This window comes from Flavobacterium kingsejongi, assembly GCF_003076475.1.
Classification (GTDB): Bacteria; Bacteroidota; Bacteroidia; order Flavobacteriales; family Flavobacteriaceae; genus Flavobacterium; species Flavobacterium kingsejongi.
In genome coordinates this window covers 2,968,985-2,991,297 of record NZ_CP020919.1, presented here as the reverse complement: position 1 = coordinate 2,991,297, position 22,313 = coordinate 2,968,985, and the positions used below count along the sequence as shown (strand labels likewise).

The 22,313-nt window shown below is 38.0% G+C and carries 24 protein-coding genes and 1 tRNA gene; 10 read left to right on the top strand and 15 right to left on the bottom strand.

Going from position 1 to position 22,313, the window contains the following annotated elements; all coding sequences use genetic code 11:
• The 11 genes from FK004_RS13405 to FK004_RS13355 form a co-directional block, all read right to left on the bottom strand.
• Positions 1-663, bottom strand: a complete 663-nt coding sequence (locus FK004_RS13405; RefSeq protein ID WP_108737714.1) for an HAD family hydrolase — start codon at positions 661-663, stop codon at positions 1-3.
• A 175-nt stretch (positions 664-838) separates the two neighbouring features.
• Positions 839-1,723, bottom strand: coding sequence for a pirin family protein (locus FK004_RS13400; protein WP_108737713.1), 885 nt, complete (start codon positions 1,721-1,723; stop codon positions 839-841).
• 29 nt (positions 1,724-1,752) lie between these two features.
• The gene (locus tag FK004_RS13395; RefSeq protein ID WP_108737712.1) at positions 1,753-2,250 is read right to left on the bottom strand and encodes a DNA-deoxyinosine glycosylase; all 498 of its coding nucleotides are present in this window, start codon (positions 2,248-2,250) and stop codon (positions 1,753-1,755) included.
• A gap of 75 nt (positions 2,251-2,325) precedes the next feature.
• Entirely contained in the window at positions 2,326-3,198 is an 873-nt protein-coding gene (sucD, locus tag FK004_RS13390) for a succinate--CoA ligase subunit alpha (protein ID WP_108737711.1), read from the bottom strand.
• 114 nt (positions 3,199-3,312) lie between these two features.
• The gene (locus tag FK004_RS13385) at positions 3,313-3,678 is read right to left on the bottom strand and encodes a nuclear transport factor 2 family protein (RefSeq protein ID WP_108737710.1); all 366 of its coding nucleotides are present in this window, start codon (positions 3,676-3,678) and stop codon (positions 3,313-3,315) included.
• A gap of 11 nt (positions 3,679-3,689) precedes the next feature.
• Entirely contained in the window at positions 3,690-4,619 is a 930-nt protein-coding gene (locus tag FK004_RS13380; RefSeq protein ID WP_108737709.1) for a UDP-3-O-(3-hydroxymyristoyl)glucosamine N-acyltransferase, read from the bottom strand.
• A gap of 66 nt (positions 4,620-4,685) precedes the next feature.
• Positions 4,686-5,252 (bottom strand): elongation factor P, encoded by a 567-nt coding sequence (gene efp / locus FK004_RS13375; RefSeq protein WP_108737708.1) that lies wholly within the window; start codon positions 5,250-5,252, stop codon positions 4,686-4,688.
• A 49-nt stretch (positions 5,253-5,301) separates the two neighbouring features.
• Positions 5,302-6,087 (bottom strand): acyl-ACP--UDP-N-acetylglucosamine O-acyltransferase, encoded by a 786-nt coding sequence (gene lpxA, locus FK004_RS13370; protein ID WP_108737707.1) that lies wholly within the window; start codon positions 6,085-6,087, stop codon positions 5,302-5,304.
• Positions 6,088-6,097: 10 nt separating this feature from the next.
• Positions 6,098-7,486: a bifunctional UDP-3-O-[3-hydroxymyristoyl] N-acetylglucosamine deacetylase/3-hydroxyacyl-ACP dehydratase gene (locus FK004_RS13365; protein WP_108738845.1), complete on the bottom strand. Its 1,389-nt coding sequence runs from the start codon at positions 7,484-7,486 to the stop codon at positions 6,098-6,100.
• A 17-nt stretch (positions 7,487-7,503) separates the two neighbouring features.
• Positions 7,504-8,517: a UDP-3-O-(3-hydroxymyristoyl)glucosamine N-acyltransferase gene (lpxD, locus tag FK004_RS13360; protein ID WP_108737706.1), complete on the bottom strand. Its 1,014-nt coding sequence runs from the start codon at positions 8,515-8,517 to the stop codon at positions 7,504-7,506.
• 26 nt (positions 8,518-8,543) lie between these two features.
• Complete coding sequence (locus FK004_RS13355; RefSeq protein ID WP_108737705.1) at positions 8,544-9,785, bottom strand: HD domain-containing protein; 1,242 nt, start codon at positions 9,783-9,785, stop codon at positions 8,544-8,546.
• 213 nt (positions 9,786-9,998) lie between these two features.
• Here FK004_RS13355 and FK004_RS13350 point away from each other — a divergent pair, with 213 nt between their 5' ends.
• From FK004_RS13350 to FK004_RS13320, 7 genes are all read left to right on the top strand, one after another.
• Positions 9,999-10,220 carry a hypothetical protein gene (locus tag FK004_RS13350; RefSeq protein ID WP_108737704.1) on the top strand — a complete coding sequence of 74 codons (222 nt, stop codon included), beginning with the start codon at positions 9,999-10,001 and terminating at the stop codon, positions 10,218-10,220.
• A gap of 179 nt (positions 10,221-10,399) precedes the next feature.
• Positions 10,400-11,953 carry a T9SS response regulator signal transducer PorX gene (porX, locus tag FK004_RS13345; RefSeq protein ID WP_108737703.1) on the top strand — a complete coding sequence of 518 codons (1,554 nt, stop codon included), beginning with the start codon at positions 10,400-10,402 and terminating at the stop codon, positions 11,951-11,953.
• Positions 11,943-12,554 carry a tRNA (adenosine(37)-N6)-threonylcarbamoyltransferase complex ATPase subunit type 1 TsaE gene (tsaE, locus tag FK004_RS13340; protein ID WP_317046977.1) on the top strand — a complete coding sequence of 204 codons (612 nt, stop codon included), beginning with the start codon at positions 11,943-11,945 and terminating at the stop codon, positions 12,552-12,554. The genes porX and tsaE overlap by 11 nt, the downstream gene beginning before the upstream one ends.
• Before the next feature lie 55 nt (positions 12,555-12,609).
• Positions 12,610-13,806: an alanine dehydrogenase gene (locus FK004_RS13335; RefSeq protein ID WP_108737701.1), complete on the top strand. Its 1,197-nt coding sequence runs from the start codon at positions 12,610-12,612 to the stop codon at positions 13,804-13,806.
• Between the two features lie 72 nt (positions 13,807-13,878).
• Positions 13,879-14,265, top strand: a complete 387-nt coding sequence (locus tag FK004_RS13330) for a DUF4258 domain-containing protein (protein ID WP_108737700.1) — start codon at positions 13,879-13,881, stop codon at positions 14,263-14,265.
• A 92-nt stretch (positions 14,266-14,357) separates the two neighbouring features.
• A tRNA-Val gene (locus FK004_RS13325) sits at positions 14,358-14,435 on the top strand.
• A gap of 265 nt (positions 14,436-14,700) precedes the next feature.
• Positions 14,701-15,651 carry a site-specific integrase gene (locus FK004_RS13320; protein WP_108737699.1) on the top strand — a complete coding sequence of 317 codons (951 nt, stop codon included), beginning with the start codon at positions 14,701-14,703 and terminating at the stop codon, positions 15,649-15,651.
• A gap of 107 nt (positions 15,652-15,758) precedes the next feature.
• Here FK004_RS13320 and istB read toward each other — a convergent pair whose 3' ends face one another.
• The 4 genes from istB to FK004_RS13300 form a co-directional block, all read right to left on the bottom strand.
• Positions 15,759-16,496 (bottom strand): IS21-like element helper ATPase IstB, encoded by a 738-nt coding sequence (gene istB, locus FK004_RS13315; RefSeq protein WP_056251131.1) that lies wholly within the window; start codon positions 16,494-16,496, stop codon positions 15,759-15,761.
• 16 nt (positions 16,497-16,512) lie between these two features.
• Positions 16,513-18,060, bottom strand: a complete 1,548-nt coding sequence (istA, locus tag FK004_RS13310) for an IS21 family transposase (RefSeq protein ID WP_108735486.1) — start codon at positions 18,058-18,060, stop codon at positions 16,513-16,515.
• 159 nt (positions 18,061-18,219) lie between these two features.
• Positions 18,220-18,777: a hypothetical protein gene (locus FK004_RS13305; RefSeq protein ID WP_108737698.1), complete on the bottom strand. Its 558-nt coding sequence runs from the start codon at positions 18,775-18,777 to the stop codon at positions 18,220-18,222.
• A 165-nt stretch (positions 18,778-18,942) separates the two neighbouring features.
• Positions 18,943-19,257 carry a hypothetical protein gene (locus FK004_RS13300; protein WP_108737697.1) on the bottom strand — a complete coding sequence of 105 codons (315 nt, stop codon included), beginning with the start codon at positions 19,255-19,257 and terminating at the stop codon, positions 18,943-18,945.
• 276 nt (positions 19,258-19,533) lie between these two features.
• Here FK004_RS13300 and FK004_RS13295 point away from each other — a divergent pair, with 276 nt between their 5' ends.
• The 3 genes from FK004_RS13295 (at position 19,534) to FK004_RS13285 (ending at position 22,311) form a co-directional block, all read left to right on the top strand.
• Complete coding sequence (locus tag FK004_RS13295) at positions 19,534-19,989, top strand: helix-turn-helix domain-containing protein (protein ID WP_108737696.1); 456 nt, start codon at positions 19,534-19,536, stop codon at positions 19,987-19,989.
• 18 nt (positions 19,990-20,007) lie between these two features.
• Positions 20,008-20,712, top strand: a complete 705-nt coding sequence (locus tag FK004_RS13290) for an SMI1/KNR4 family protein (protein WP_108737695.1) — start codon at positions 20,008-20,010, stop codon at positions 20,710-20,712.
• A 234-nt stretch (positions 20,713-20,946) separates the two neighbouring features.
• A complete protein-coding gene (locus FK004_RS13285) occupies positions 20,947-22,311 on the top strand; it encodes an AAA family ATPase (protein ID WP_108737694.1) in 1,365 nt (454 codons plus the stop codon).
• Positions 22,312-22,313 lie beyond the last annotated feature (2 nt).

Here is a 22,313-nt window from a genome sequence, read left to right as displayed (position 1 = left end):
TTAAACCATTAAATAAGCATTAAATCCAAACTTTTTTGCACCATCAAAATCTGAAATCCTGTTATCTCCTACATGGATGATATCTTTTTTCTCCATTGCTTTGATTTTTACAATCTCATCATAGGCCAACTGATAAATCCTGTTGTTCGGTTTGGAAAAACCAGCTTCATCGGAATAAATCTGAAATGAAAAATAGGCTTCCATATCGTAATGCTGCAGGATTTTACGCAGGGAACTTCCTTTTATAAAAGCAGTATTGCTCAATATATTCATGGATTTTCCCTGGTTGTGAAGCGCTTCCAGCTTTTGTGGGAATTTCTCATCCAGCAATAGCGGTTTGTGCGTTAAAAGAAGTGACTCCGTCAAAGCATAAAACTCATCGAATTCTTTCATTTCTATTGCATTCAAATCGACATCGAGAGCAGCAAGGATAAGGAAATAGATTTCAAGTGTATCAAAATTTTTTCCTACCCTTTCATTGATATAATTCGTCAACACATCATATTTACGAATTACAGTGCTTACTTCCTCGATAGATTTTTCAATTTTAAAAAAATCCCGAAAAAGCCGGTTGCGCTCTATTTTAAATTGAGGATTCGACCGGATGAGGGTAAGCCATAAATCAAATGAAATATGCTGGTAATTCGATAATTGCTGTATCATATCACTGTAAAAAACACTGTTTAAAAATGAATCGTTACAGCGCTGCTCAATTCACTAAAAGAGTGAGGATTGATAAAAAGCTATAAAAATTACTATATTGTTGTAAATATAAAATTTAAAATGAATTATCACAATACAGGCTGCACTATTTGATCTAATAATTACATTGTTTATCTTATCGTTTCATCTCTTCCGGCATCGTAACATAGGTAGTATCACCCGGAACTTTAGGGAATTCTTTTTTACGCCAGCGCTCTTTGGCTGCTTCCAGTTTATCTTTACTGGAAGAAACGAAATTCCAATAAATAAAACGCTCTTCTGGTAATGGTTGTCCGCCAAAAAGGATCAGGTGGGTATTGGGCGCCATGGTCAGGCTACAGGCATCTTCTAATTTTGACACCAGCATATTTCCTTTTTCTACATGGTGTTCACAAGCCTGAATGGCTCCTTCCACCACACAAATCCCGATTTCACCAAAAAGCTGGCCCTCGGTATGCAGTACATATTCTTCGGTATTCTTTATTTCTACCATAAATAATTCCGAATGCACAGGAACCGGAGATTCTTTACCATATCCTTTTCCGGCAACCAGTGTAAATTCGGTAGTACCATCGTTCCAGCTGGGTAAGTCATTTCGATCAAAATGATGGAACTCAGGAGCAATATCTTCTTTATCTTTTGGCAGGGCCACCCAAATCTGGTAGCCGTGGATGGTATGATCCAATCCATTGCGAAGTGTTTCGGGAGTACGTTCCGTATGGGTTACCCCATTACCGGCAATCATCCAGTTTACAGAACCCGGAGCTATTTTCTGAACGGTTCCAATACTGTCTTTATGCATGATTTCGCCGTCCAGCAAAAATGTCAAAGTAGCCAATCCCACATGCGGATGCTGGTCTACATCCATATAGTGTGATGCTGCAATTGTAGCCGGCCCCATGTGATCAATAAAAATAAAAGGCCCTACTGTTCTCTTTTTACGAAAAGGCAACAGCCGTCCAACCAGAAAATCTCCGATATCCCGTGGGCGTTCTTCAATAATCAAATCAATATTTGACATAACATATGAGTTTAAATTGAGCCTTAAATTTAGTATTTTTTTACTTGCAAAGCTTCATAAATGGCTTTCCATTCCTCCAGCTTTTGTAAAAAACTTTTGGAGGCATTGGCACCGCTGGGTGATGGCAATGTGGTATACTGAATACCTGTATGCCTGCCTACATACTCATCATAGTATTTTGCTGCATTTTTACTGGAAAAGAAAACATGCTCAATTTGAGGATACTGTTTATAAAATGTATTGAAATCATTGGCGATTTCATTTTTGATATTGCTGTCAAGGCTTCCGGTACGTTCACAGAATTCGAGTACGTCCCAAAGGGCTATATGGTGCGTTTTCAGGAGGGCTTTTTTGATGGTATAATCATAAGTAACCTCCTGGTCAAAAAGGGTAAAAAGCAGCTTCCAGAAACTATTTCCCCGGTTGCCATAATATTCCTGTAGTTCTAATGATTTTTCGCCCGGCATTGTGCCGAGGATTAAAATTTTGGAATCGGGATTCACGATTGGGGCAAAGGCTTTTTTCATAGGTGAGGGCTGAATTACGAATATAAAAAAAGTCCCGCAATTGCGGGACTTCTATAGCGTTAAGAGTTTCGGAAATTATCCTAAAACTTCTTTTACTTTTTTACCAATTTCAGCTGGAGAATCTACTACGTGGATACCATTTTCTCTCATGATGCGTTTTTTAGCTTCAGCAGTATCGTCTGCACCACCTACAATCGCACCAGCATGCCCCATTGTTCTTCCTTTTGGTGCAGTTTCACCTGCAATAAAGCCAACAACCGGTTTTCTGTTTCCATCCGCTTTAATCCATTGTGCAGCATCTGCTTCCAATTGACCACCGATTTCACCAATCATAACGATACATTCTGTTTCAGGATCATTCATCAGCAATTCTACTGCTTCTTTTGTAGTAGTCCCGATAATCGGGTCACCACCAATTCCGATAGCTGTAGTAATTCCTAATCCTTGTTTTACAACCTGATCTGCTGCTTCATAAGTTAATGTTCCTGATTTAGAAACAATCCCTACAGTTCCTTTTTTGAAAACGAAACCTGGCATGATACCAACTTTAGCTTCTCCAGGAGTAATAACACCAGGACAGTTAGGACCGATTAAACGGCACTCTTTTCCTTGAATATAATCATAAGCTTTAATCATATCAGCAACAGGAATACCTTCTGTAATTGTAATAATTACTTTGATACCTGCATCTGCAGCTTCCATAATAGCATCCGCAGCAAAAGCTGGTGGAACAAAAATAATGGTAGTATCTGCACCGGCCTGATCTACTGCATCTTTAACAGTATTAAAAACTGGACGCTCTAAATGCGTTGTTCCCCCTTTTCCTGGAGTCACACCACCTACAACGTTTGTTCCGTATTCAATCATTTGGGAAGCATGAAAAGTACCTTCACTTCCTGTAAATCCCTGAACAATTATTTTAGAATCTTTGTTAACTAAAACACTCATGATATATTATTTTAATTATTTTTTATTTTGTGATGCAAAAATAGACTTTTGCGGGCGAACAATAAAGCTTTTTGAATTTAAATTTGAGATAAATTTAATTTAAAAATACCCGCTTTATGGCAACTGGCTCATTTGAAAACCCCTGTATAATTGCCCGTCTTTTATTTCCCAAATGATGAAGAATTTAGCCAGTGCTGTTTCTTCTCCCGGATTTTCAATCGCGGTAACATAATGGGTAAAACGTACGGTCACCAGATTGTTTTCAGCCAATATGTGGTGAATTTCTGCTCTGGAATTCAAATAAGATCTCTCCAATTCACCGGTCATCTCTATAACCAACTCATAGTCAAGCTTCAGAAATCCCTTACTACTATTCCACTCTACAACCGCTTCCGGATGCAGGAAATTTTTCATTGCTTCCGGATTTCGGATCGCATCTGAGGCATAAACTTCTAAAACAATATCTTTTGGGGTTTTCATCGTTCTGAGAATTATTTGTTTTTTTTGAGCAATTCCGGTATTTTCTTGATATTCGCTAATTGTTTGAGTTTTTCCCGGGATTCCTCTATAGGCGTTCCAAAATACGATTTTCCTCCGGCTACGGACTTTGTAACTCCTGTTTGCCCTAAAATAACCGCTTTGGCACCGATGGTAATCCCGCTGGTAGTCCCCACTTGTCCCCACAGGGTAACTTCATCTTCAATAATAACACAGCCCGCAATTCCGGTTTGTGAAGCAATGAGGCATTTTTTTCCGATTACTGTATCATGGCCTACATGCACCTGGTTGTCTATTTTTGTACCTTCACCGATGGTTGTATCTCCTGTAACACCTTTGTCAATAGTACAAAGTGCGCCGATTGCCACATTATCCTGAATTACAACGCGACCTCCGGAAAGCAGCTGATCAAAACCGGTTTCTCTTTTCTTATAATAAAAAGCATCAGCTCCCAATACGGTTCCAGCGTGAATAATGACATTGTCTCCAATAACAGTATTGTCATAAATCGATACATTCGAATGAATAACGCAATTTTTTCCAATAGTCACATGGTTTCCTACGAAACAATTGGGCTGGATAAAAGTCCCTTCACCGATAGTGGCACTAAGTGAAATACTCGTGTTGGTCGCCTGAAACGGGCGAAAATGATGCGTCAGCACATTAAAATCTCGAAAAGGGTCATCAGAAATCAATAAAGCCTTTCCTTCTGGGCAATCAACGTGCTTATTGATTAAAATAATCGTTGCTGCCGATTGTAATGCTTTATCATAGTATTTCGGATGGTCGACAAAAACAATATCACCACTTTCTACGACATGGATTTCGTTCATTCCCAATACTGGGAATTCAGGATCACCTACAAATTCGCATTGAATAAGATCTGCAATTTGTTTAAGGGAATGAATTTTTGAAAATTTCATGGGATGGATATCAGGCTTTATAAAAATATAAAATCCCTTTCGCTTCCGAAAGGGATTTTAAAAATATTACTCTTTTACACGTTCCATATAGGAACCTGTCGCAGTATCAATTTTAATTTTGTCCCCTTCGTTAATGAACAAAGGCACATTGATGGTTGCGCCTGTTTCCACCGTGGCGGGTTTAGTGGCATTGGTAGAAGTATTCCCCTTTACACCTGGCTCAGAATAGGTCACTTGCAATACTACAGAAGCCGGCATGTCCACAGAAAGTGGTGCTTCTGTTTCGGCATTGATGATTACCATCACATTTTCTCCTTCTTTCAATAAACCCGGAGCATCCAGAATATCTTTGTTCAATACAATTTGCTCAAACGTTTCAATATGCATGAAGTTATAGTCATCTCCTTCAGCATACAGGTATTGGAATTTATGAGTCTCTACACGTACTTCTTCAATTTTATGACCTGCAGAAAAGGTATTGTCCAATACTTTTCCGTTTGTAAGGCTTTTTAATTTTGTACGTACGAATGCAGGGCCTTTTCCTGGTTTTACGTGAAGGAATTCGATGATTTTATAAATATCGTGATTGAATTTGATACACAATCCGTTTCTGATGTCTGATGTACTGGCCATTTATTTTTTTATTTTATAATTCGTTTATTTCAATTTTACAGTGATTCTCCTAATAGATTCCGGAATACCCTTTCATTACCCCACGGGAAGAATTGCGGATAAAAAGGATAATTTCATCCCGTTCCGGTGTTGCTTCCATTTCTGCTTCGATAATTCCCAAAGCCTGTGTGGTATTATAATTTTTCTGGTATAAGATTCTATAGATATTCTGGATTTCCCTGATTTTTTCAGGTGTAAATCCCCTTCTTCTCAATCCTACAGAATTGATCCCAACATACGAAAGCGGTTCTTTTGCCGCTTTGGTAAAAGGAGGTACATCTTTACGAACCAGTGAGCCACCGGAAATCATGGCATGATCACCAATATTAATAAACTGGTGTACCGCAGCAAGTCCGCCAATAATAGCAAAATTACCTACAGTTACATGTCCTGCCAATGCCACACCATTTACGATGATTGCATTGTCTCCAATATGGCAGTCGTGGGCGATGTGCGCAGTTGCCATCACAAGGCAGTTTTTGCCTAATTTGGTCTGTCCTGAAGCAATCGTCCCCCTGTTAATCGTTACACATTCCCTGATTGTGGTGTTGTCACCAATAATAGCTAATGAATCTTCGCCACCAAATTTTAAATCTTGTGGTACTGCAGAAATTACAGCACCTGGAAAAATATTACAGTTTTTACCGATTCGGGCACCTTCCATAATTGTTACATTGGAGCCGATCCATGTCCCCTCCCCAATTTCAACATTATTATGGATCGTGGTAAAAGGTTCAATAACCACATTTTTTGCGATTTTTGCTCCCGGATGAACGTATGCTAAGGGTTGATTCATACTTTAATTTTTAGTTCTTTTTGGCAATTTGTGCCATTAATTCAGCTTCAGCAACCAGTCTTCCATTCGCATAGGCATTGGCCTGCATGTGGCAAATCCCTCTTCTGATTGGGGAAATAAGGTCACATTTGAATACTAATGTATCTCCGGGAAGTACTTTTTGCTTGAATTTTACATTATCAATTTTCATGAAATAGGTCAGGTAGTTCTCCGGATCCGGCACAGAGCTTAAAATCAGGATTCCGCCCGATTGAGCCATTGCTTCAACGATAAGTACTCCCGGCATCACAGGTGCTCCCGGAAAATGCCCTACGAAGAAATTTTCATTCATCGTTACATTTTTCAAGCCTACCACATGGCTGTCTGACATTTCGATAATTTTATCGATCAGCAAGAAAGGTGGGCGGTGCGGAAGGATACTCATAATCTTATGAATATCCATCAACGGCTCCTGATTCAGGTCATACACCGGAACCTGGTTGCGCTGCTCGATTTTTATAATTTTAGATAATTTTTTAGCGAATTGGGTGTTTACAAAATGCCCTGGCTTATTGGCAATTACTTTACCCCTGATTTTAGTCCCTACTAATGCCAAATCACCAACCACATCCAATAGTTTATGGCGCGCAGCTTCGTTAGGGTAATGCAGTGTAAGGTTATCCAGGATTCCGTTCGGTTTTACCGAAATTGTTTCTTTTCCAAAAGCCACTTTTAATTTTTCTACTGTAGCAGCAGAAATTTCTTTATCGACATATACGATCGCATTGTTCAGGTCACCGCCTTTGATAAGGCCATTCTCAAGCAAGGTTTCGATTTCATGTAAAAAACTGAATGTTCGGGATTCGGAAATTTCTTTCTTAAAATCACTGATGCTCTTCATCGTTGCGTTTTGGGTTCCTAAAACTTTAGTCCCAAAATCCACCATGGCAGTCACCTGATAATCATCAGAAGGCATGATTAATATTTCGCTTCCTGTAACTTCATCAGTATAGGAAATTACTTCTTTAACAACATACACATTTCGTACGGCATCCTGTTCCTGGATTCCGGCTTTTTCAATCGCTTCCACAAAATATTTTGAGGAACCATCCATGATAGGAGGTTCAGAAGCATCCAGTTCAATAATAACATTATCCACATCGCAGCCAACAAAAGCTGCCAGGACATGCTCAGAAGTCTGGATTTTTACTCCTTTTTTCTCTAAATTAGTGCCGCGCTGAGTGTTTACAACATAGTTTGCATCAGCTTCAATAACGGGATGTCCTTCTAAATCTACCCTCACAAATGAGAATCCGCTGTTGACTGGTGCAGGTTTGAAAGTCATCGTTACTTCCTTCCCTGTGTGAAGTCCGACTCCGGTTAGAGAAATTTCGTTCTTGATGGTTTTCTGTTTAACCATTGTCATTTATTTTTGTTTTATTGTTTTTTTATTTCTTCTAAATCGGAAACAATTTTCGGCAAGTTTTTAAAATGCACGTACGATTTATTAAAATCGCCATAGCTTAATGCTGGTGAACCTTGAATCTTCTCACCATCAACGACACTTCTCCCGACACCTGTCTGTGCCTGGATGCGTACACCGTTTCCAATTGTTAAATGCCCGGCGATGCCAACCTGCCCACCGATCATACAATTTTTTCCAATTTTAGTAGAACCCGCTACACCCGTTTGCGAGGCAATTACGGTATTCTCTCCTATTTCAACATTATGCGCAATCTGGATCTGGTTATCCAACTTTACCCCTTTACGGATGATTGTAGACCCTAATGTCGCCCTATCAATCGTTGTATTAGCACCAATGTCGACATTGTCTTCAATAATCACGTTTCCAATCTGCGGTACTTTACTGTATACGCCTTCTTCATTTGGAGTAAATCCAAAACCATCCGAGCCCAATACGGTTCCGGAATGGATCAGGCAGTTTTTGCCGATCTCGGTTTCAGAATACACACGCACACCTGCAAAAAGTATCGTATTATCGCCAATAACAACATTATCGCCGATAAAGCAGTTCGGATAAATCTTTACATTCTCCCCTATCGTCACATTCTTACCGATATAACAAAAACTCCCCAGGTACAACTGCTCCCCATACACTACATTCTCCGAAATTACGGATGGCTGTTCGATACCGGATTTGCTTAATTTGACCTGATTGTAATACTCCAGCAGTGTGGAAAATGACTTGTAGGCATCATCAACACGGATCAGCGTAGTATTAATTTCCGATTCAGCAATAAAAGTTTTATTGACAATGGCAACACTCGCCTGTGTTGAATATATATAATGGTTGTATTTCGGATTTGCCAGGAAAGTTAGTGAACCTTCAGACCCTTCTTCAATTTTTGATAGCTTAAAAACTTCCGCTTCCGGATTACCTTCCACATCACCTCCCAAGATACCTGCTATTTGTTCTGCTGTAAATTTCATTGCGACAAAAATATAAAAAATTGAATTTAAACTTTAGTTTTCAACAAGTCTTTTGGAAAACATATGAAATATTTCGTCACCGGCTTCGATAATGCTTTCAAATTCAACTGGTCAGAAGCCTCTAATACGTCTTCAATTGTCCTGTCTTTCTTCATAATTCGTATTGGATCTCCCAATTTATTATAGGCTTGGTTCTTTATTTTTCCTTTAAAGATAAAATATGCCGTATCCTGCACCGACAAATGATGTTTTTCCGAAAAAAGTTGCTGCAATTCTCCTATTTCTTCCTGTGTAAATTTCTCACTGCTCAGGCGAATTTTCAACAAATCCCGGTTGATAATCATACGGCTCAGGGAACTCAGTACAAAATCACTATGAAACTGCCAGTTTTTCAAGGCACTAACAATATCAAAATCATCCAGTTGCGCAAATCTATCTAAAATATCCTCAGAAAATAATTCGAGGGTCACTTTATTTTCCAAAAAATACTGCAACGGCTTACTACATTCCAGCATTATTCCCTTTTGGGTCAGCTCTTTTGCCCGCTTCAATACTTTGGTCAATATTTGTTCTGCAACCAGGCTCGTCTTATGCAGATACGCCTGCCAGTACATTAGCCTGCGGGCTACGAGGAACTTCTCCACCGAATAAATCCCTTTTTCTTCAATAACCAACCAGTCGTCCTGAACATTCATCATCTGGATCAAACGCTCCGAATTGATATTACCTTCTGCCACACCAGAATAAAAGCTATCCCGTTTCAGGTAATCCAGGCGGTCCATATCCAATTGGCTGGAAATTAACTGCAGCATAAACTTCCGTTCGTATTCCCCTTTGAAAATTTTGATGGCCAGATCTAATTGCCCGTCAAATTCCTGATTCAGTTTGTCCATAAACAATAAGGATATGGCTTCGTGATTCACATCTTCCACTATACTATGCTCCATAGCGTGCGAAAAAGGGCCATGGCCAATGTCATGCAGCAAAATGGAAATGTATAAGGCACTTTCTTCCGTTTCTGAAATTGCAACCCCTTTTATTTTCAAAACCTGAACGGCCTTTTGCATCAGGTGCATACAGCCAAGCGCATGGTGGAAACGCGTGTGGTGTGCTCCGGGATATACGAGATAGGACATTCCCATCTGGCTAATCCTGCGAAGCCGCTGAAAATAAGGATGCTGGATCAGGTCGTAGACTAAGGTATTGGGAATAGAAATAAACCCATAAATGGGGTCATTCAATATTTTGAGTTTGTTGATTTCGATCACTTTTTTTTAATAAGGGTTACAAATATAATAAAATCCGGCCGAATTAACATTTCAGGCTCAATTGTTTTAATTGGCACGCAAATTGCATTCTTAACAAAAACATTTTATAATAATGGGTCACGGTTAAAAAAAAGTTAATATATTAGTCCGCTCAATCTCCCCAACTCAGAAAAAATATTTTTTAATCTTTTAATTCAACCAAAATTACCTATCATGAAAAATTCACTTATGATAATTGCCTTTTGTTTTCTTACAGGAATAGCATCGGCACAGGAGAATCCGAAACAGGAAGACGCAAAAAACGTACAGGCACAAAATGAAAAAGCAGCTCGTAAAGATGCTATGAAAAAAGAAGCTGATGCCGAAAAAAGACGTATTGATGAGATGAAAAAAGAAGACGAGAAACTTAGAAAAGAAAAAAAAGACAGTAAATAAGACGTCCTGACGTCAAGCATCTCAGTAAAAAAGGTTCCCATTGCGGAACCTTTTTTTGTTAGTACCTGTAGAATTCAACAGTGATAAAAGTAGCAAATATTTTATAAAAAAATTAGGAAGAAACCAAAGAAACTATGTTAAATTGCCTAACTATTACTGACCTATAAATCCAGTTCACTATGACCGAAATAAAAATACTTTGGGTCGATGATGAGATCGATCTTTTAAAGCCTCATATACTCTTTTTAGAGAAAAAAAATTATAAAGTAACCACCTGTAACAATGGACAGGATGCGATTGACTTATTTGAAGAGGAAAATTTCGATGTGGTTTTTCTAGACGAAAATATGCCCGGATTAAGCGGACTGGAAACGCTTGCCGAAATCAAGGAAAAAAAATCCTCCATTCCGGTAATTATGATTACCAAAAGTGAGGAAGAATATATCATGGAAGAAGCCATCGGTTCCAAAATTGCCGATTACCTGATCAAACCGGTCAACCCAAATCAGATTCTATTGAGCTTAAAGAAAAATCTGGACCACTCCAGGCTGATTTCTGAAAAAACAACCCTTGACTACCAAAAAGAATTCCGAAAAATTGCAATGGACATGGCCATGGTAAATTCGTATGAAGAATGGGTTGAATTATATAAAAAACTGGTCTTTTGGGAAATTGAACTGGAGAATATCAACGACCAGTCGATGATCGAAATCCTGGAATCCCAAAAAGTAGAAGCCAATTCCCAGTTTGCCAAATTCATCGAACGCAATTACGAAGACTGGTTCGATCCGAAAGGAGACAAGCCGGTACTTTCCCATACGCTTTTCAAAGAATTGGTAGTTCCGGAAATCAAGAAGAAAGACAAACCCATCCTTTTTGTGGTGATCGACAATTTACGATACGACCAGTGGAAGGTTTTTGAAGGCATTGTCAATAATTATTACAAATTAGAAAAGGAAACACCGTACTACGCGATACTTCCCACTGCGACGCAATATGCCCGCAATGCTATATTTTCAGGGCTTATGCCGCTGGAAATGGAAAAACAATACCCGCAATACTGGAAGAACGATGTGGAAGATGGCGGTAAAAACCTCTATGAAGCAGAATTCCTTACAGAGCAACTGAAAAGATTGCGTATCGATATCAAGCAGGAATACCATAAAATCACAAGTTATGCCGGTGGTAAAAAGTTAGTAGAGAATTTCAAGTCGATGAAAAACAACGATTTGATTACCATCGTCTATAATTTTGTAGACATGCTTTCCCATGCCAAAACCGAAATGGAGGTCGTTAAAGAACTGGCGTCCAATGACAAAGCCTATCGTTCGCTAACCTTGAGCTGGTTCCGTAATTCCCCTCTTTTGGAAATCATCCAGCAGGCACAGCAAATGGGCTTTAAGCTGATCCTTACCACTGATCACGGGACCATTAACGTAAAGAATCCTTCAAAAGTAATCGGGGATCGAAATACAAGCTTGAACCTACGCTATAAAACAGGACGCAGCCTCACCTATGAAGAGCGTGATGTCTATGCGGTTAAAGATCCGAAGAAACTGCATCTTCCGGCCATTAACATGAGTAGTTCCTATATTTTTGCTAAAAATGACCATTTCCTCGCCTATGTCAATAACTACAATCATTATGTCAGTTATTACCGGAATACCTACCAGCACGGTGGAATTTCGCTGGAAGAAATGATTGTCCCCTTTTTAGTATTCAATCCGAAATAAGTATACGGGAGCAAATGGCCGGGGCAGGCCTACTACCCTGTTCCTGCCATTCGCTTTATTTTTTTGCACTACCATAGCAGGATCATTCCACTACGGAGCCGCAAAAAAGATACCGCTGCTGTCAGGGCTATTTGAAAACGAATTACCCTTATTCCGGCGTTCCTCATTAAAAACATTCAAAACCTATTCAACAATGGAAATCGAATTCAGGTTAGACACCATCACTAAGGTTGCTGACCAAATAATTGCCAATCATCCCAAAAAAATAATTTTATTCCACGGTCCTATGGGCGTAGGAAAAACAACATTAATCAAAGCACTGACCAAAGCCCTGGGTGTAACCGATGCTACGAGCAGCCCTACTTTCTCACTGGTCAATGAATACCAGACAAAAGATAATGGGACCATTTACCATTTTGATCTCTACCGCTTGCAAAAGGAAGAAGAAGCCTATGATATGGGAATCGACGAATACTTGTATTCTGATGAAATCTGCCTTATCGAATGGCCCGAAAAAATTCCAAATCTCATCCCGGAAGACCACACGACCATTACCCTGAAAATAACGACTGATAACCAACGTTATTTGTTGATGAAATAGTCATTACTTTAATATTTTTTTTTCGTAATTTGTACCCTTATTTAGTATCAGTGCTATGTCAATAACTACTCCCTTTACAAAACAACAGCTGCTTCCACAGGAAGAGATGCTGGAAATTGCAAAACATAAGAGCGAACTCTTTATTGGTATTCCCAAAGAGACCTCTTATCAGGAGAAAAGGATATGCCTGACACCGGATGCCGTAAATTCACTGACATCGCACGGCCACCGTGTATTGATGGAATCCGGTTCCGGGCAAAGTTCCAGTTATACTGATAAAGAATACAGTGAAGCGGGCGCCGAAATCACCAGCGATACCAAAAAAGTATTTGGCTGTCCTATCATATTAAAGGTAGAACCACTCACACTGGAAGAAATTGAAATGATGAATCCGCAATCGCTTATTATTTCAGCCATACAGCTCAAGACACAGAAGAAATCCTATTTTGAAGCCCTGGCCAAAAAGAAAATCACCGGACTGGCCTTTGAGTTCATCAAAGATGTCGACGGTTCCTATCCTGCCGTAAAATCCCTTAGTGAAATTGCCGGGACCGCTTCTATTTTTATCGCTGCCGAACTAATGATCAATCAAAAGTTTGGTAAAGGATTGTTGTTGGGAAATATCACAGGCGTACCTCCTACCGAAATCGTAATCCTGGGTGCCGGGACAGTAGCCCAGTTTGCCGCACAAACTGCCATTGGCCTTGGTGCCAGTGTCAAAGTTTTTGATAATTCGATCACCAAGCTCCGTAGGCTGCAAAACAACCTGAACCATCGGGTTTTTACCTCTACCATACAACACAAGACGTTATTAAAAGCTTTAATGCGCTGTGATGTGGCTATTGGGGCAATGCGGGGCAAAAACCGCTGTCCGATTGTAGTGACGGAAACTATGGTGGAACATATGAAAAAAGGCGCTGTAATAGTCGACGTAAGTATTGATACCGGCGGCTGCTTTGAAACTTCAGAAGTGACCACGCACGAAAAACCGACCTTTATCAAAAATAATGTGATCCATTACTGTGTACCCAATATCCCTTCCCGCTATTCTAAAACGGCTTCACTGTCCATTAGTAATATCCTTACGCCCTATCTGATCCAGATTGCGGATGATGGTGGTATCGAAAGCGCCATCCGTCGCGATGATGGCCTGAAAAACGGAATCTACACCTATCATGGGCTCCATACCAATAAATCCATAGCCGAATGGTTTGACCTGACGTACAGGGATATTAATTTAATTGTTTTTTAAAGCAACTTTCAAAGCAACTGCCCGCTGTAACCCATAAAGTTTAGTTACTTTTGCAGAAATTTAAACCGCATCATGAAATTTTACCAGCGTTTAGCCTATTACCTCTTTGGACTATTATTAGGAACCATGTTTTTAGTTTTTTTCTTTAAAGGTAAAACCCAGGGCACCGATACCGAATATTGTTACCTTCCGAACTGTAGAGTGCTTAAAGACCTCCGAAGCAAACCTTTCCACTATTCTGAGGAAGCTACCGCCCAAATCAACCAGAAAATTGCCGACACAGCCGACATTCGTAAAACATTACGCTATGGTGACGTTGATTTCAGCAAAAGTAATGTCCCTTTTGAAAACGGGAAGTTATATGTGGTAGAAGGAAAAAATACTGCTAATGAGCCTATTATAATCGAAGTGATCAATTACCAGGATCGTGCGGTATTAAAAGACATAAAAAAAGAGTAATTTTTTTAAAAAAATGCTTGCAAATCCCAATTGTTGATGTATATTTGCACACGCAATAACGACAACGAAACACTTGGAAGCATTGCAAAATAGGGCGATTAGCTCAGTTGGTTCAGAGCATCTGGTTTACACCCAGAGGGTCAGGGGTTCGAATCCCTTATCGCCCACCACTTATTTTAGGAATGAGTACATAACATTCCACAATCTTTTTAAAACCCTGCAAACATTACATTTGCAGGGTTTTTTATTTCTACCTGTTTCCTCCAGAATTTGCAAAAATGCGTAAAGTTTAGATGCAATTTCGTGGCACAATTAAATTTAAAAAAAAGTGCCACAAATATGGATTCAAGTAATTGATACACAACATGTAAACCAGCTTAACGACTTGATTTTAAGATACTATAGTTCGATATTTACTATTTAAATTGTTGAATTATGTTAGAAAGCAGCTATGGATTAACCTTCTTTTTGAAGGTTCCCCGAAAAAAAAGCAATATCAGGTATATCTACCTGAGAATTACGGTTGATTGCATTCCCAAGGAAACTTCTACCAAACGTAAATGGGATATTACCAGATGGGATCAAAAAGCTGAAAGAGCTATAGGAACAAAGGAAGATGCCAATGCCATTAATTTTTTCCTTACTTCAATTGAATCTAAGGTCAACCAATATAGGAATGACTTACTTTATGCGGAACATTCTATTACATCACAAAAAATAATAGACTTTATTATGGGACGACTAGCTCCCAAAGTAAAAGTGCTTGAAGAATTTCTTAAGCATAATAACGAATTGCGCGCACTTGTGGATGTGGGGGAATATGCCATTGGAACACATAAACGATTTGAAATATCGAAAAAACATGTAAAAGAGTTCCTTTTGTACAAATTTAACTTGGAAGATATTGAGTTTCGTGACCTGAATTATGAATTCATAAAAGATTATGAGTTTTATCTTAAAACAGTAAAGAGTTGCAATAACAACACAGCATTAAAGTACATTACAAATTTCAGAAAAATTGTAAGACTAGCAATTGATAAGGAAATCATCAAGGAAGACCCTTTCAAAAAGTTTAAAGGGAAAAAGACAAAAACAAGGAAAAAACCACTAACAGCAGTTGAATTGCATAAGATTGAAAATTATACTTTTTCTACTCCAAGATTGACTGTTATACGTGACGTATTTATCTTCCAATGTTATACTGGCCTTGCGTACATTGATGCCTTCCAATTAAAAAAAGAAGATATCAAGATAGGCATAGATGGTGAATACTGGATTATGTCAGAACGCCAAAAAACAGAATCAGAAACAAATATTCCATTGCTACCCAAAGTGCAAATTCCGGTTATATTGATCACCCCATTCCGTTTTAAAGTGAGCACCTGATTCCAGTTCAAAATGACCACCTAATTCCGGTGCAAAGTGAGCACCTCCGTTTTGATTAAAAACTATATTTTTTCATCTGTTAATTAGTATTCAAATATAATAAAATATCACTCTTTGTTTATTCCTCTTTTCTTTCTCATGGATTCTCCATGTAATTCAAGCCTATGAGATTGGTGTATAAGTCTGTCTAATATTGCATCGGCTATCGTTTTTTCTCCAATTATATCATACCAGCCTTGAACTGGTATTTGTGATGTCACGATTATAGAGCCGTTATTATGCCTGTCCTCTATGATCTCTAAAAGAGTAATTCGGTTATGGCTGTCAAGTGCCTGGAGTCCAAAATCATCAAGTATTATAACATCCTGTCTTTGTATTTTGGTAAGTTCCCGTAGATAAGTACCATCTGCTTTAGCCATTTTTAGTCTAGCGAACAATTTTGAGGTATTAAAATAACTTACCTTAAAACCCTGTATACAGGCTTGATAACCTAATGCAGTACCTAAATAACTTTTACCGACACCGGTGCTTCCAGTGATTAAAATGTTTTCGTTTTTCTCTATAAATTCGCATTCTGCCAGACGCAGTACCATGTTTCGGTCCAGGTTACGTGATACATCAAAATTGATACTTTCAATATTTGATTTGTAATGGAATTTGGCATTAGTGATACTTCGTTCAATACGACGATTGTACCTTTCATCCCATTCTGCATCAATAATCATCGATACAAACTGGTCAAGGGTATAATGATCTGTTTTCCCGCTTTCAATGGCTGTTTTAAAAGCATTAAACATGCCATAAAGCTTCATTTGTTTCATTTTGGTTACTGTGGATTCATTCATTTTTTCAAGATTTAATTTAGTTATAATAGTGTTTTCCTCTTATGTTACTGTGATCGGGAAGTTCCTGCTCAGGTTCTTGATCAAAATCAATATGATCCAAGTTGTTTTCTAAAATGTTTTGTATGGTCTTAAAATTGTAAATTTTAAAATCAAGTGCCCGCCTGCAGGCATTTATTAATCGCTGTCTGCCTACCTTTTTTTCAAAATTCAGTATTCCTAAACAGCTTTTATAAGCCTGTTCTGGATGATTTCTGCTTTCGATTATCTGCATTATATATTCTCCTACTGACTCATCAATATTATTAGCCCATTCAATGAAGCGGGCAGCACTCCATTGGGCTACAAATTGATGTGTACTGGCTAAATGCTCAGGAGTTGTTGTATAGACATAAGGTTTGTAGTTTCTTGGATGTACAGCTATTCGATTGTATTTATAATAAATCTCTACTGTTGATTTGGTATATAACAGCTTGGCTTTCTTCTTTACATATTGATACGGAACGCTGTAATAGTTTTTGTCCTGGCTTAATTGAACATGACCGTTTTGCATTACTGTTGCAAAAGACTGGTATTTAATTTCAAAACGATCTTGTGGGAGTGGACGCAGTTTTTCTTTCTCGTCTTCTAAAAATAATTCAAAGCGGGAATAAGGGCGTCCTGTCAGTTTTCTGTTATTGTGAGAGTCAAGTAAATCCCAGATCTGCTGGTTTAATTCTTCCAGAGAAAAGAACTTAGTTTCTTTTATGGTTACATAAATCCTTCGATATAATATCTTAACAGCTCCTTCAACTAGTGACTTGTCTCTGGGCCTGTAAGCTCTGGCAGGTAAAATTGTGGTTTCGTAATGTTCTGCTAAATCAGCCAGGGTTTCATTGATTGTCGGTTCAAAACGACTGCTTTTTATTACGGCAGATTTTAAATTATCTGGAACAATGGCGGCAGGAGTGCCTTCAAAAAAGCGCATGGCATTTTCTACCGAGTCAACAAAGTTTTCCTTTTGCTGGCTCATGGAAGCTTCAGCATACGTGTATTGGCTAGCGCCCAATATTGCTACAAAAAATTGTACTTCTTTGACTTCTCCAGTATCTATATCAATAATTGAGAGTGTCTTTCCGGCATAATCAACATACATTTTATCACCAGCCTTATGGTTCATATGCATGACCGGATTAACTCGTTTGCCCCATATATTGTAATGATAATGAAATTGTGAAGTTCGATAACCATCAGGATTTACAGCAATATATTGTTCCCACATATGCTGTACGGTAACGCCAACTTTTTTTAGTTCACGTTCCATTTTAGGAAAAAAATCATAAAGTGTCTGTAATCTCGGGCTAATGGCCTCTACACTAGTCTGGGAGAATAAAAGTTCCAGCTCTGCATCGGTTTTTTGGTCGATTAATTCAAAGCTTAATTCGAGAACTTCAAATAAAGAAATATATTTCTTTACCGTATTTCTTGAAAGGGATAAGTAGCTACTTATAAATAACTTACTCTTTCCATTACAATAGAATTTAATTACTTTTCTAATTTTACTCATGTCTGTTATTTTGTTTGCCATAATCCGTAAATTTTTAACGAATGTATGGTTCTAACAACATGAAAAAATCAATAGTTTTTAATACTTAATTCACCACAAAACTTGGTGGTCAATTTGCTCCGGAATTAGGTGGTCAGTTTGCTCCGGAACGGGTGGTCAATTTACTCCGGAATTAGGTGGTCAAATTGACCGGTTTTTCCAATCAATAAGCCCCATCTCTTCATAACTGCCTCCATTAAGGCGGATTGCCTGATCCTCATAATGCATTCTTCTTAGTCTTTCACGTAATCCGTGATCGAGGCTATTGGCATACTCCTTCTTTAATTGCGCAATATCCGTTTCAGTCAATTTTGCAGCACTGTCTACTGCGATATGCATTTCATAATTATTTTTATGCAGCGCTACTATACCGCCAAAATGCCGGTAACCGTAACGCACTTTAGCCTCAACATCCTCCACATTACCGGACATCACAGCAGAATTTAGGTAGATACTATATTCTACGTAATTATCGGTATCCAATGGCGGATAAATTTTAAACAGACTATCCAATAGCCTATAACTCCCTTTAAAGTCATCAATCAGGAACAGGCTGTCGGCTTTATACATCGTCAAATAATAGGGGATGTAATTCAGCTCGGGTTCTACTACGGTAGCATTCCCTTTCTCCGGGATACGCTTGGTTTTACAGGACAGGAATATCACACACAACAACGAAAAAAAGAATAGTACTCTCATATCATCAAATATTTTATCCAAAATCAAACCTATAGGAATAATTTATTGATTCAAATAAAAGGGATGTAATAAAACAACAAATGTGATTTTTGTGCCATTTATGCGCATTCGGAATCACATTATTTCACACATAATTAGCCCTTTATGTTACAAAAAACAGGAACCTTAAATCGCACTTCGTACCTCATCCAGAAACTCGGCTTCTTCATACGGTATTAAATGAAGTGCCATTTCGAGTACGGCACATACACTGTTGATGGGATCTTCCAATATTTCTGCCCGTTCTTTATCATCGGCTTCCAGTGCCAATAGGGAAACTTTGATCAGGCTGTATAATTTATTCTGCAAATCCTGATAGCCCTCCACAGGGAGTGGTATAAAATAGTCTCCCGGAGTATTGGATTTTGATTCCAACGTAGTCAGGTGTTGTTTGGCACGTTGCTGTACTTCTTTAAATTTTTGAATTTCTTTGGGTTCCATATCGATTGCTTTTAGAATTGACTTGATCGTACTAAGGCTATGGTAACCACTTGTAAAAAACAACTGGACTATAACCGGTATTCGGGAAAATTATAGTAGTGAGACATTTTTTTAAGTTCCGGGGGATGGAAATTATGCTAAAAAATGTATTTTTGTAACACCCCTGCAAGTAAATACAAATTAATAGGACATCGCACAACCAACTGGTTGTAGATAACAACCGCTAATTTGTTTTTTAAAACCAAATCGAATTAGCAATTTATTTATCTTTGACTTATGAGCACAACGACACCAATCAACCACATCGGAAGAAAAATCAGCCGGATTCGCGAAATTAAAGGGATTAAACAGGAAGCCTTAGCCATTGGTCTTGGGATTACCCAACAGGCAATAAGCAAACTCGAAAGAAGTGCCAAAATAGATGATGAAAAACTGGAAGAAGTGGCCAAAATATTGGGCGTTACCTCCGAGGAAATAAAGAATTTTGCAGAGGAAAATACTACCAACTATTTTACGGAAATCACCAATAATTCTTTTACAGATAATGATTTAAATGAAAGCGGTATATTTTTAGGCTCTGATTTGACAACCACCTTTAATCCACTGGATAAATTAATTGAAATTCAGGAAGAAAATAAAAACCTTTATGAGCGGCTGTTGGCTTTGGAACAACAACTCCTAAAAGCAGAACAGGATAAAGTGGCCTACTTAGAAAAATTATTGAAGTTATAAGCTCTTATATATGCTGCTATGACGCTACCTGAATTAGAAAAGATAGAAACCCACTTTGACTTTCAGTATCCCGCCCTTTACCGGCAGCTGAGTCAGGACGATATGCTGTATAACGGCGTTTTGGCGCCCAATTGGTATGAGGTTGAATATCCAAAATACCGCCTCAATCCACCACTGCTCCTATTTGGAAATGATTTTGAACTGCTCTATCCTGATACTATAGTCGCCAAGATTAATTCCTTTTCCGATCCGGATGAATGGGAAATCAGCAGTGACTATCGTTTTATTCCTTTTGGTAGTTCTGGTGGTGGCGACCTGTATTGTTTTTACCTCAATGGTCAACAAGGAGATGATATTCCTGTAGTATTCGTTTCCTTTTACAGCAGTGAAGTCACCTATCTGGCAAAGAATCTACAGGATTTTATTTTCAGGAATATGCTGGAAGCCGTCACCGATCCTTATTTAGAAGATGTTTCGGAAGCCAACTTTATGCAGGACATCCGGAATATGCTACACACGCATTCCAAGTACCTAAGCCCAAAACAACAGGAAATCGTTAGTGGAATTTACGCCAGGGCTTTATTCTCCTACGAACATCAAATACAACCCAACGGTAAAACATTTACCTACCGCGGCCTGCTTACCTATGATGAATTGGCCACTATAGTACACGCTGAAATTGCCTTCCCGGAACTGGATCAGGAGTTTTATGCTGAGGAATAGTAGTTAATTTTTATCAATTCACCTACAAATAGATTTTACTTTTTTAATTAATTGTATAATATTTAGTTATAATATTTTAAGTTTTAGATTATATAAATTGTAATTTTGAAAATGTTTAAAATAAAACTGCAACAATCTAAGATAACGTACCTATAAAATTATGATTACAAGGATTAAAATTAATGGTTTTAAAAGCTTAGTTAATACTGAACTTTTTTTGGTCCATTTACATGTATTGCTGGAGCAAATGCGATTGGAAAATCAAACTTTTTTGATGCATTAATTTTTTTATCTCATTTAGCGGACAATACTATATTACATTCTGCTAAATCAATCCGTAGTGAAGATCAAAAACACTCAAATATACAAGATATTTTTTTTAGAAATGGCTCAAAGTATCTAAAAGAAATGTCATTTGAAATTGACATGATAGTACCATTAAAAGCTGAAGATGATTTAGGTCAAGTTGCTGAGGCAACTATAACAACATTGAGATATTTCCTAACTTTAAAGCTCAATGACAATGGTGTTAATGAACCTATTGAAATCGTTTCTGAACAACTCTTACCTATTACTCAAACTGAGACAAAAAAAAATCTACATTTTAGTTATGAAAAATCATGGCTAAATTCTTTATTACATGGTAGAAGATCTACTAAAATTCCATTTATTTCTTCAGAAGGGGAAAAAATAAAATTGCATCAGGATGGCAACAAAGGGCGAACTACAGATTTCATAGCGCAAAAGATGCCAAGAACACTTCTCTCTACAGTAACTGCTGAATCTCCAACAGCCTTTTTAGCGAGAAAAGAGATGCGTCATTGGATGATGCTTCAATTTGAACCAAGTGCCTTAAGACAACCAAATTTTGTTTATGAAATTAAGAATGCTGAAATTAAACCAAACGGTTCCAATCTTCCTGCAACTTTGTATAGGCTACATTTAGATAAAGAAAAAGAAGACATATACCAAAAACTAACAAATAAATTAAAAGGTCTTGTTGAAGAGGTAAATGAGATATCTGTTGATAAGGATGAAAAACGAGATTTATTAACATTACAGTTAGGTTTTAAAGGAGGTCTTACATTACCTGCACAATCTCTTTCGGATGGAACATTAAGATTCTTAGGACTAGCAGTTATCGAATTAGACAGTAACAGCAGTGGATTGATATGCTTAGAAGAACCTGAAAATGGAATAAATCCAAAAAAGGTTAATGAAATGGTTGAATTACTTAAAGGTATGGCTAGCGATACTGATTACCCTGTTGATGATGATAACCCGTTACGTCAAGTTATAATTAATACCCACTCACCGATCGTAGTTAGTGCAGTACCAGATGAAAGCTTGTATTTAGCGAAGAAAAAAGAAATGTACATGTCTGAATTCGAAATGAAGATAAATAGAACCGCTTTTTCTGCATTACAAAATACTTGGAAAACTGAAAACGGCTTAGCTGAACATACAAGTATTGGTGAAATAATATCATATTTAGACAAAGGTTATATACATAATCCAAATCCTAAAAAAGATAAAGGTAATGGTAAAAGGACAGTTGGCGAAAGTATTGATCAACTGAGGTTAAATTTTCAATCATAATT

What these genes read in the sequence shown, in the direction of transcription:
- lpxD (WP_108737706.1), bottom strand. Translation starts at nt 8,517, where the DNA reads ATGAAATTTACAGCAGAACAAATAGCAGGTATCTTGGGAGGTGATGTG.
- istB (WP_056251131.1), bottom strand. Translation starts at nt 16,496, where the DNA reads ATGAATGAATCCACAGTAACCAAAATGAAACAAATGAAGCTTTATGGC.
- FK004_RS13400 (WP_108737713.1), bottom strand. Translation starts at nt 1,723, where the DNA reads ATGTCAAATATTGATTTGATTATTGAAGAACGCCCACGGGATATCGGA.
- efp (WP_108737708.1), bottom strand. Translation starts at nt 5,252, where the DNA reads ATGGCCAGTACATCAGACATCAGAAACGGATTGTGTATCAAATTCAAT.
- FK004_RS13335 (WP_108737701.1), top strand. Translation starts at nt 12,610, where the DNA reads ATGTCAATAACTACTCCCTTTACAAAACAACAGCTGCTTCCACAGGAA.
- FK004_RS13380 (WP_108737709.1), bottom strand. Translation starts at nt 4,619, where the DNA reads ATGAAATTTTCAAAAATTCATTCCCTTAAACAAATTGCAGATCTTATT.
- FK004_RS13395 (WP_108737712.1), bottom strand. Translation starts at nt 2,250, where the DNA reads ATGAAAAAAGCCTTTGCCCCAATCGTGAATCCCGATTCCAAAATTTTA.
- istA (WP_108735486.1), bottom strand. Translation starts at nt 18,060, where the DNA reads ATGGCAAACAAAATAACAGACATGAGTAAAATTAGAAAAGTAATTAAA.
- FK004_RS13385 (WP_108737710.1), bottom strand. Translation starts at nt 3,678, where the DNA reads ATGAAAACCCCAAAAGATATTGTTTTAGAAGTTTATGCCTCAGATGCG.
- FK004_RS13290 (WP_108737695.1), top strand. Translation starts at nt 20,008, where the DNA reads ATGACGCTACCTGAATTAGAAAAGATAGAAACCCACTTTGACTTTCAG.
- FK004_RS13300 (WP_108737697.1), bottom strand. Translation starts at nt 19,257, where the DNA reads ATGGAACCCAAAGAAATTCAAAAATTTAAAGAAGTACAGCAACGTGCC.
- sucD (WP_108737711.1), bottom strand. Translation starts at nt 3,198, where the DNA reads ATGAGTGTTTTAGTTAACAAAGATTCTAAAATAATTGTTCAGGGATTT.
- FK004_RS13320 (WP_108737699.1), top strand. Translation starts at nt 14,701, where the DNA reads ATGTTAGAAAGCAGCTATGGATTAACCTTCTTTTTGAAGGTTCCCCGA.
- FK004_RS13365 (WP_108738845.1), bottom strand. Translation starts at nt 7,486, where the DNA reads ATGGTTAAACAGAAAACCATCAAGAACGAAATTTCTCTAACCGGAGTC.
- lpxA (WP_108737707.1), bottom strand. Translation starts at nt 6,087, where the DNA reads ATGAATCAACCCTTAGCATACGTTCATCCGGGAGCAAAAATCGCAAAA.
- FK004_RS13405 (WP_108737714.1), bottom strand. Translation starts at nt 663, where the DNA reads ATGATACAGCAATTATCGAATTACCAGCATATTTCATTTGATTTATGG.
- porX (WP_108737703.1), top strand. Translation starts at nt 10,400, where the DNA reads ATGACCGAAATAAAAATACTTTGGGTCGATGATGAGATCGATCTTTTA.
- FK004_RS13295 (WP_108737696.1), top strand. Translation starts at nt 19,534, where the DNA reads ATGAGCACAACGACACCAATCAACCACATCGGAAGAAAAATCAGCCGG.
- FK004_RS13350 (WP_108737704.1), top strand. Translation starts at nt 9,999, where the DNA reads ATGAAAAATTCACTTATGATAATTGCCTTTTGTTTTCTTACAGGAATA.
- FK004_RS13305 (WP_108737698.1), bottom strand. Translation starts at nt 18,777, where the DNA reads ATGAGAGTACTATTCTTTTTTTCGTTGTTGTGTGTGATATTCCTGTCC.
- FK004_RS13330 (WP_108737700.1), top strand. Translation starts at nt 13,879, where the DNA reads ATGAAATTTTACCAGCGTTTAGCCTATTACCTCTTTGGACTATTATTA.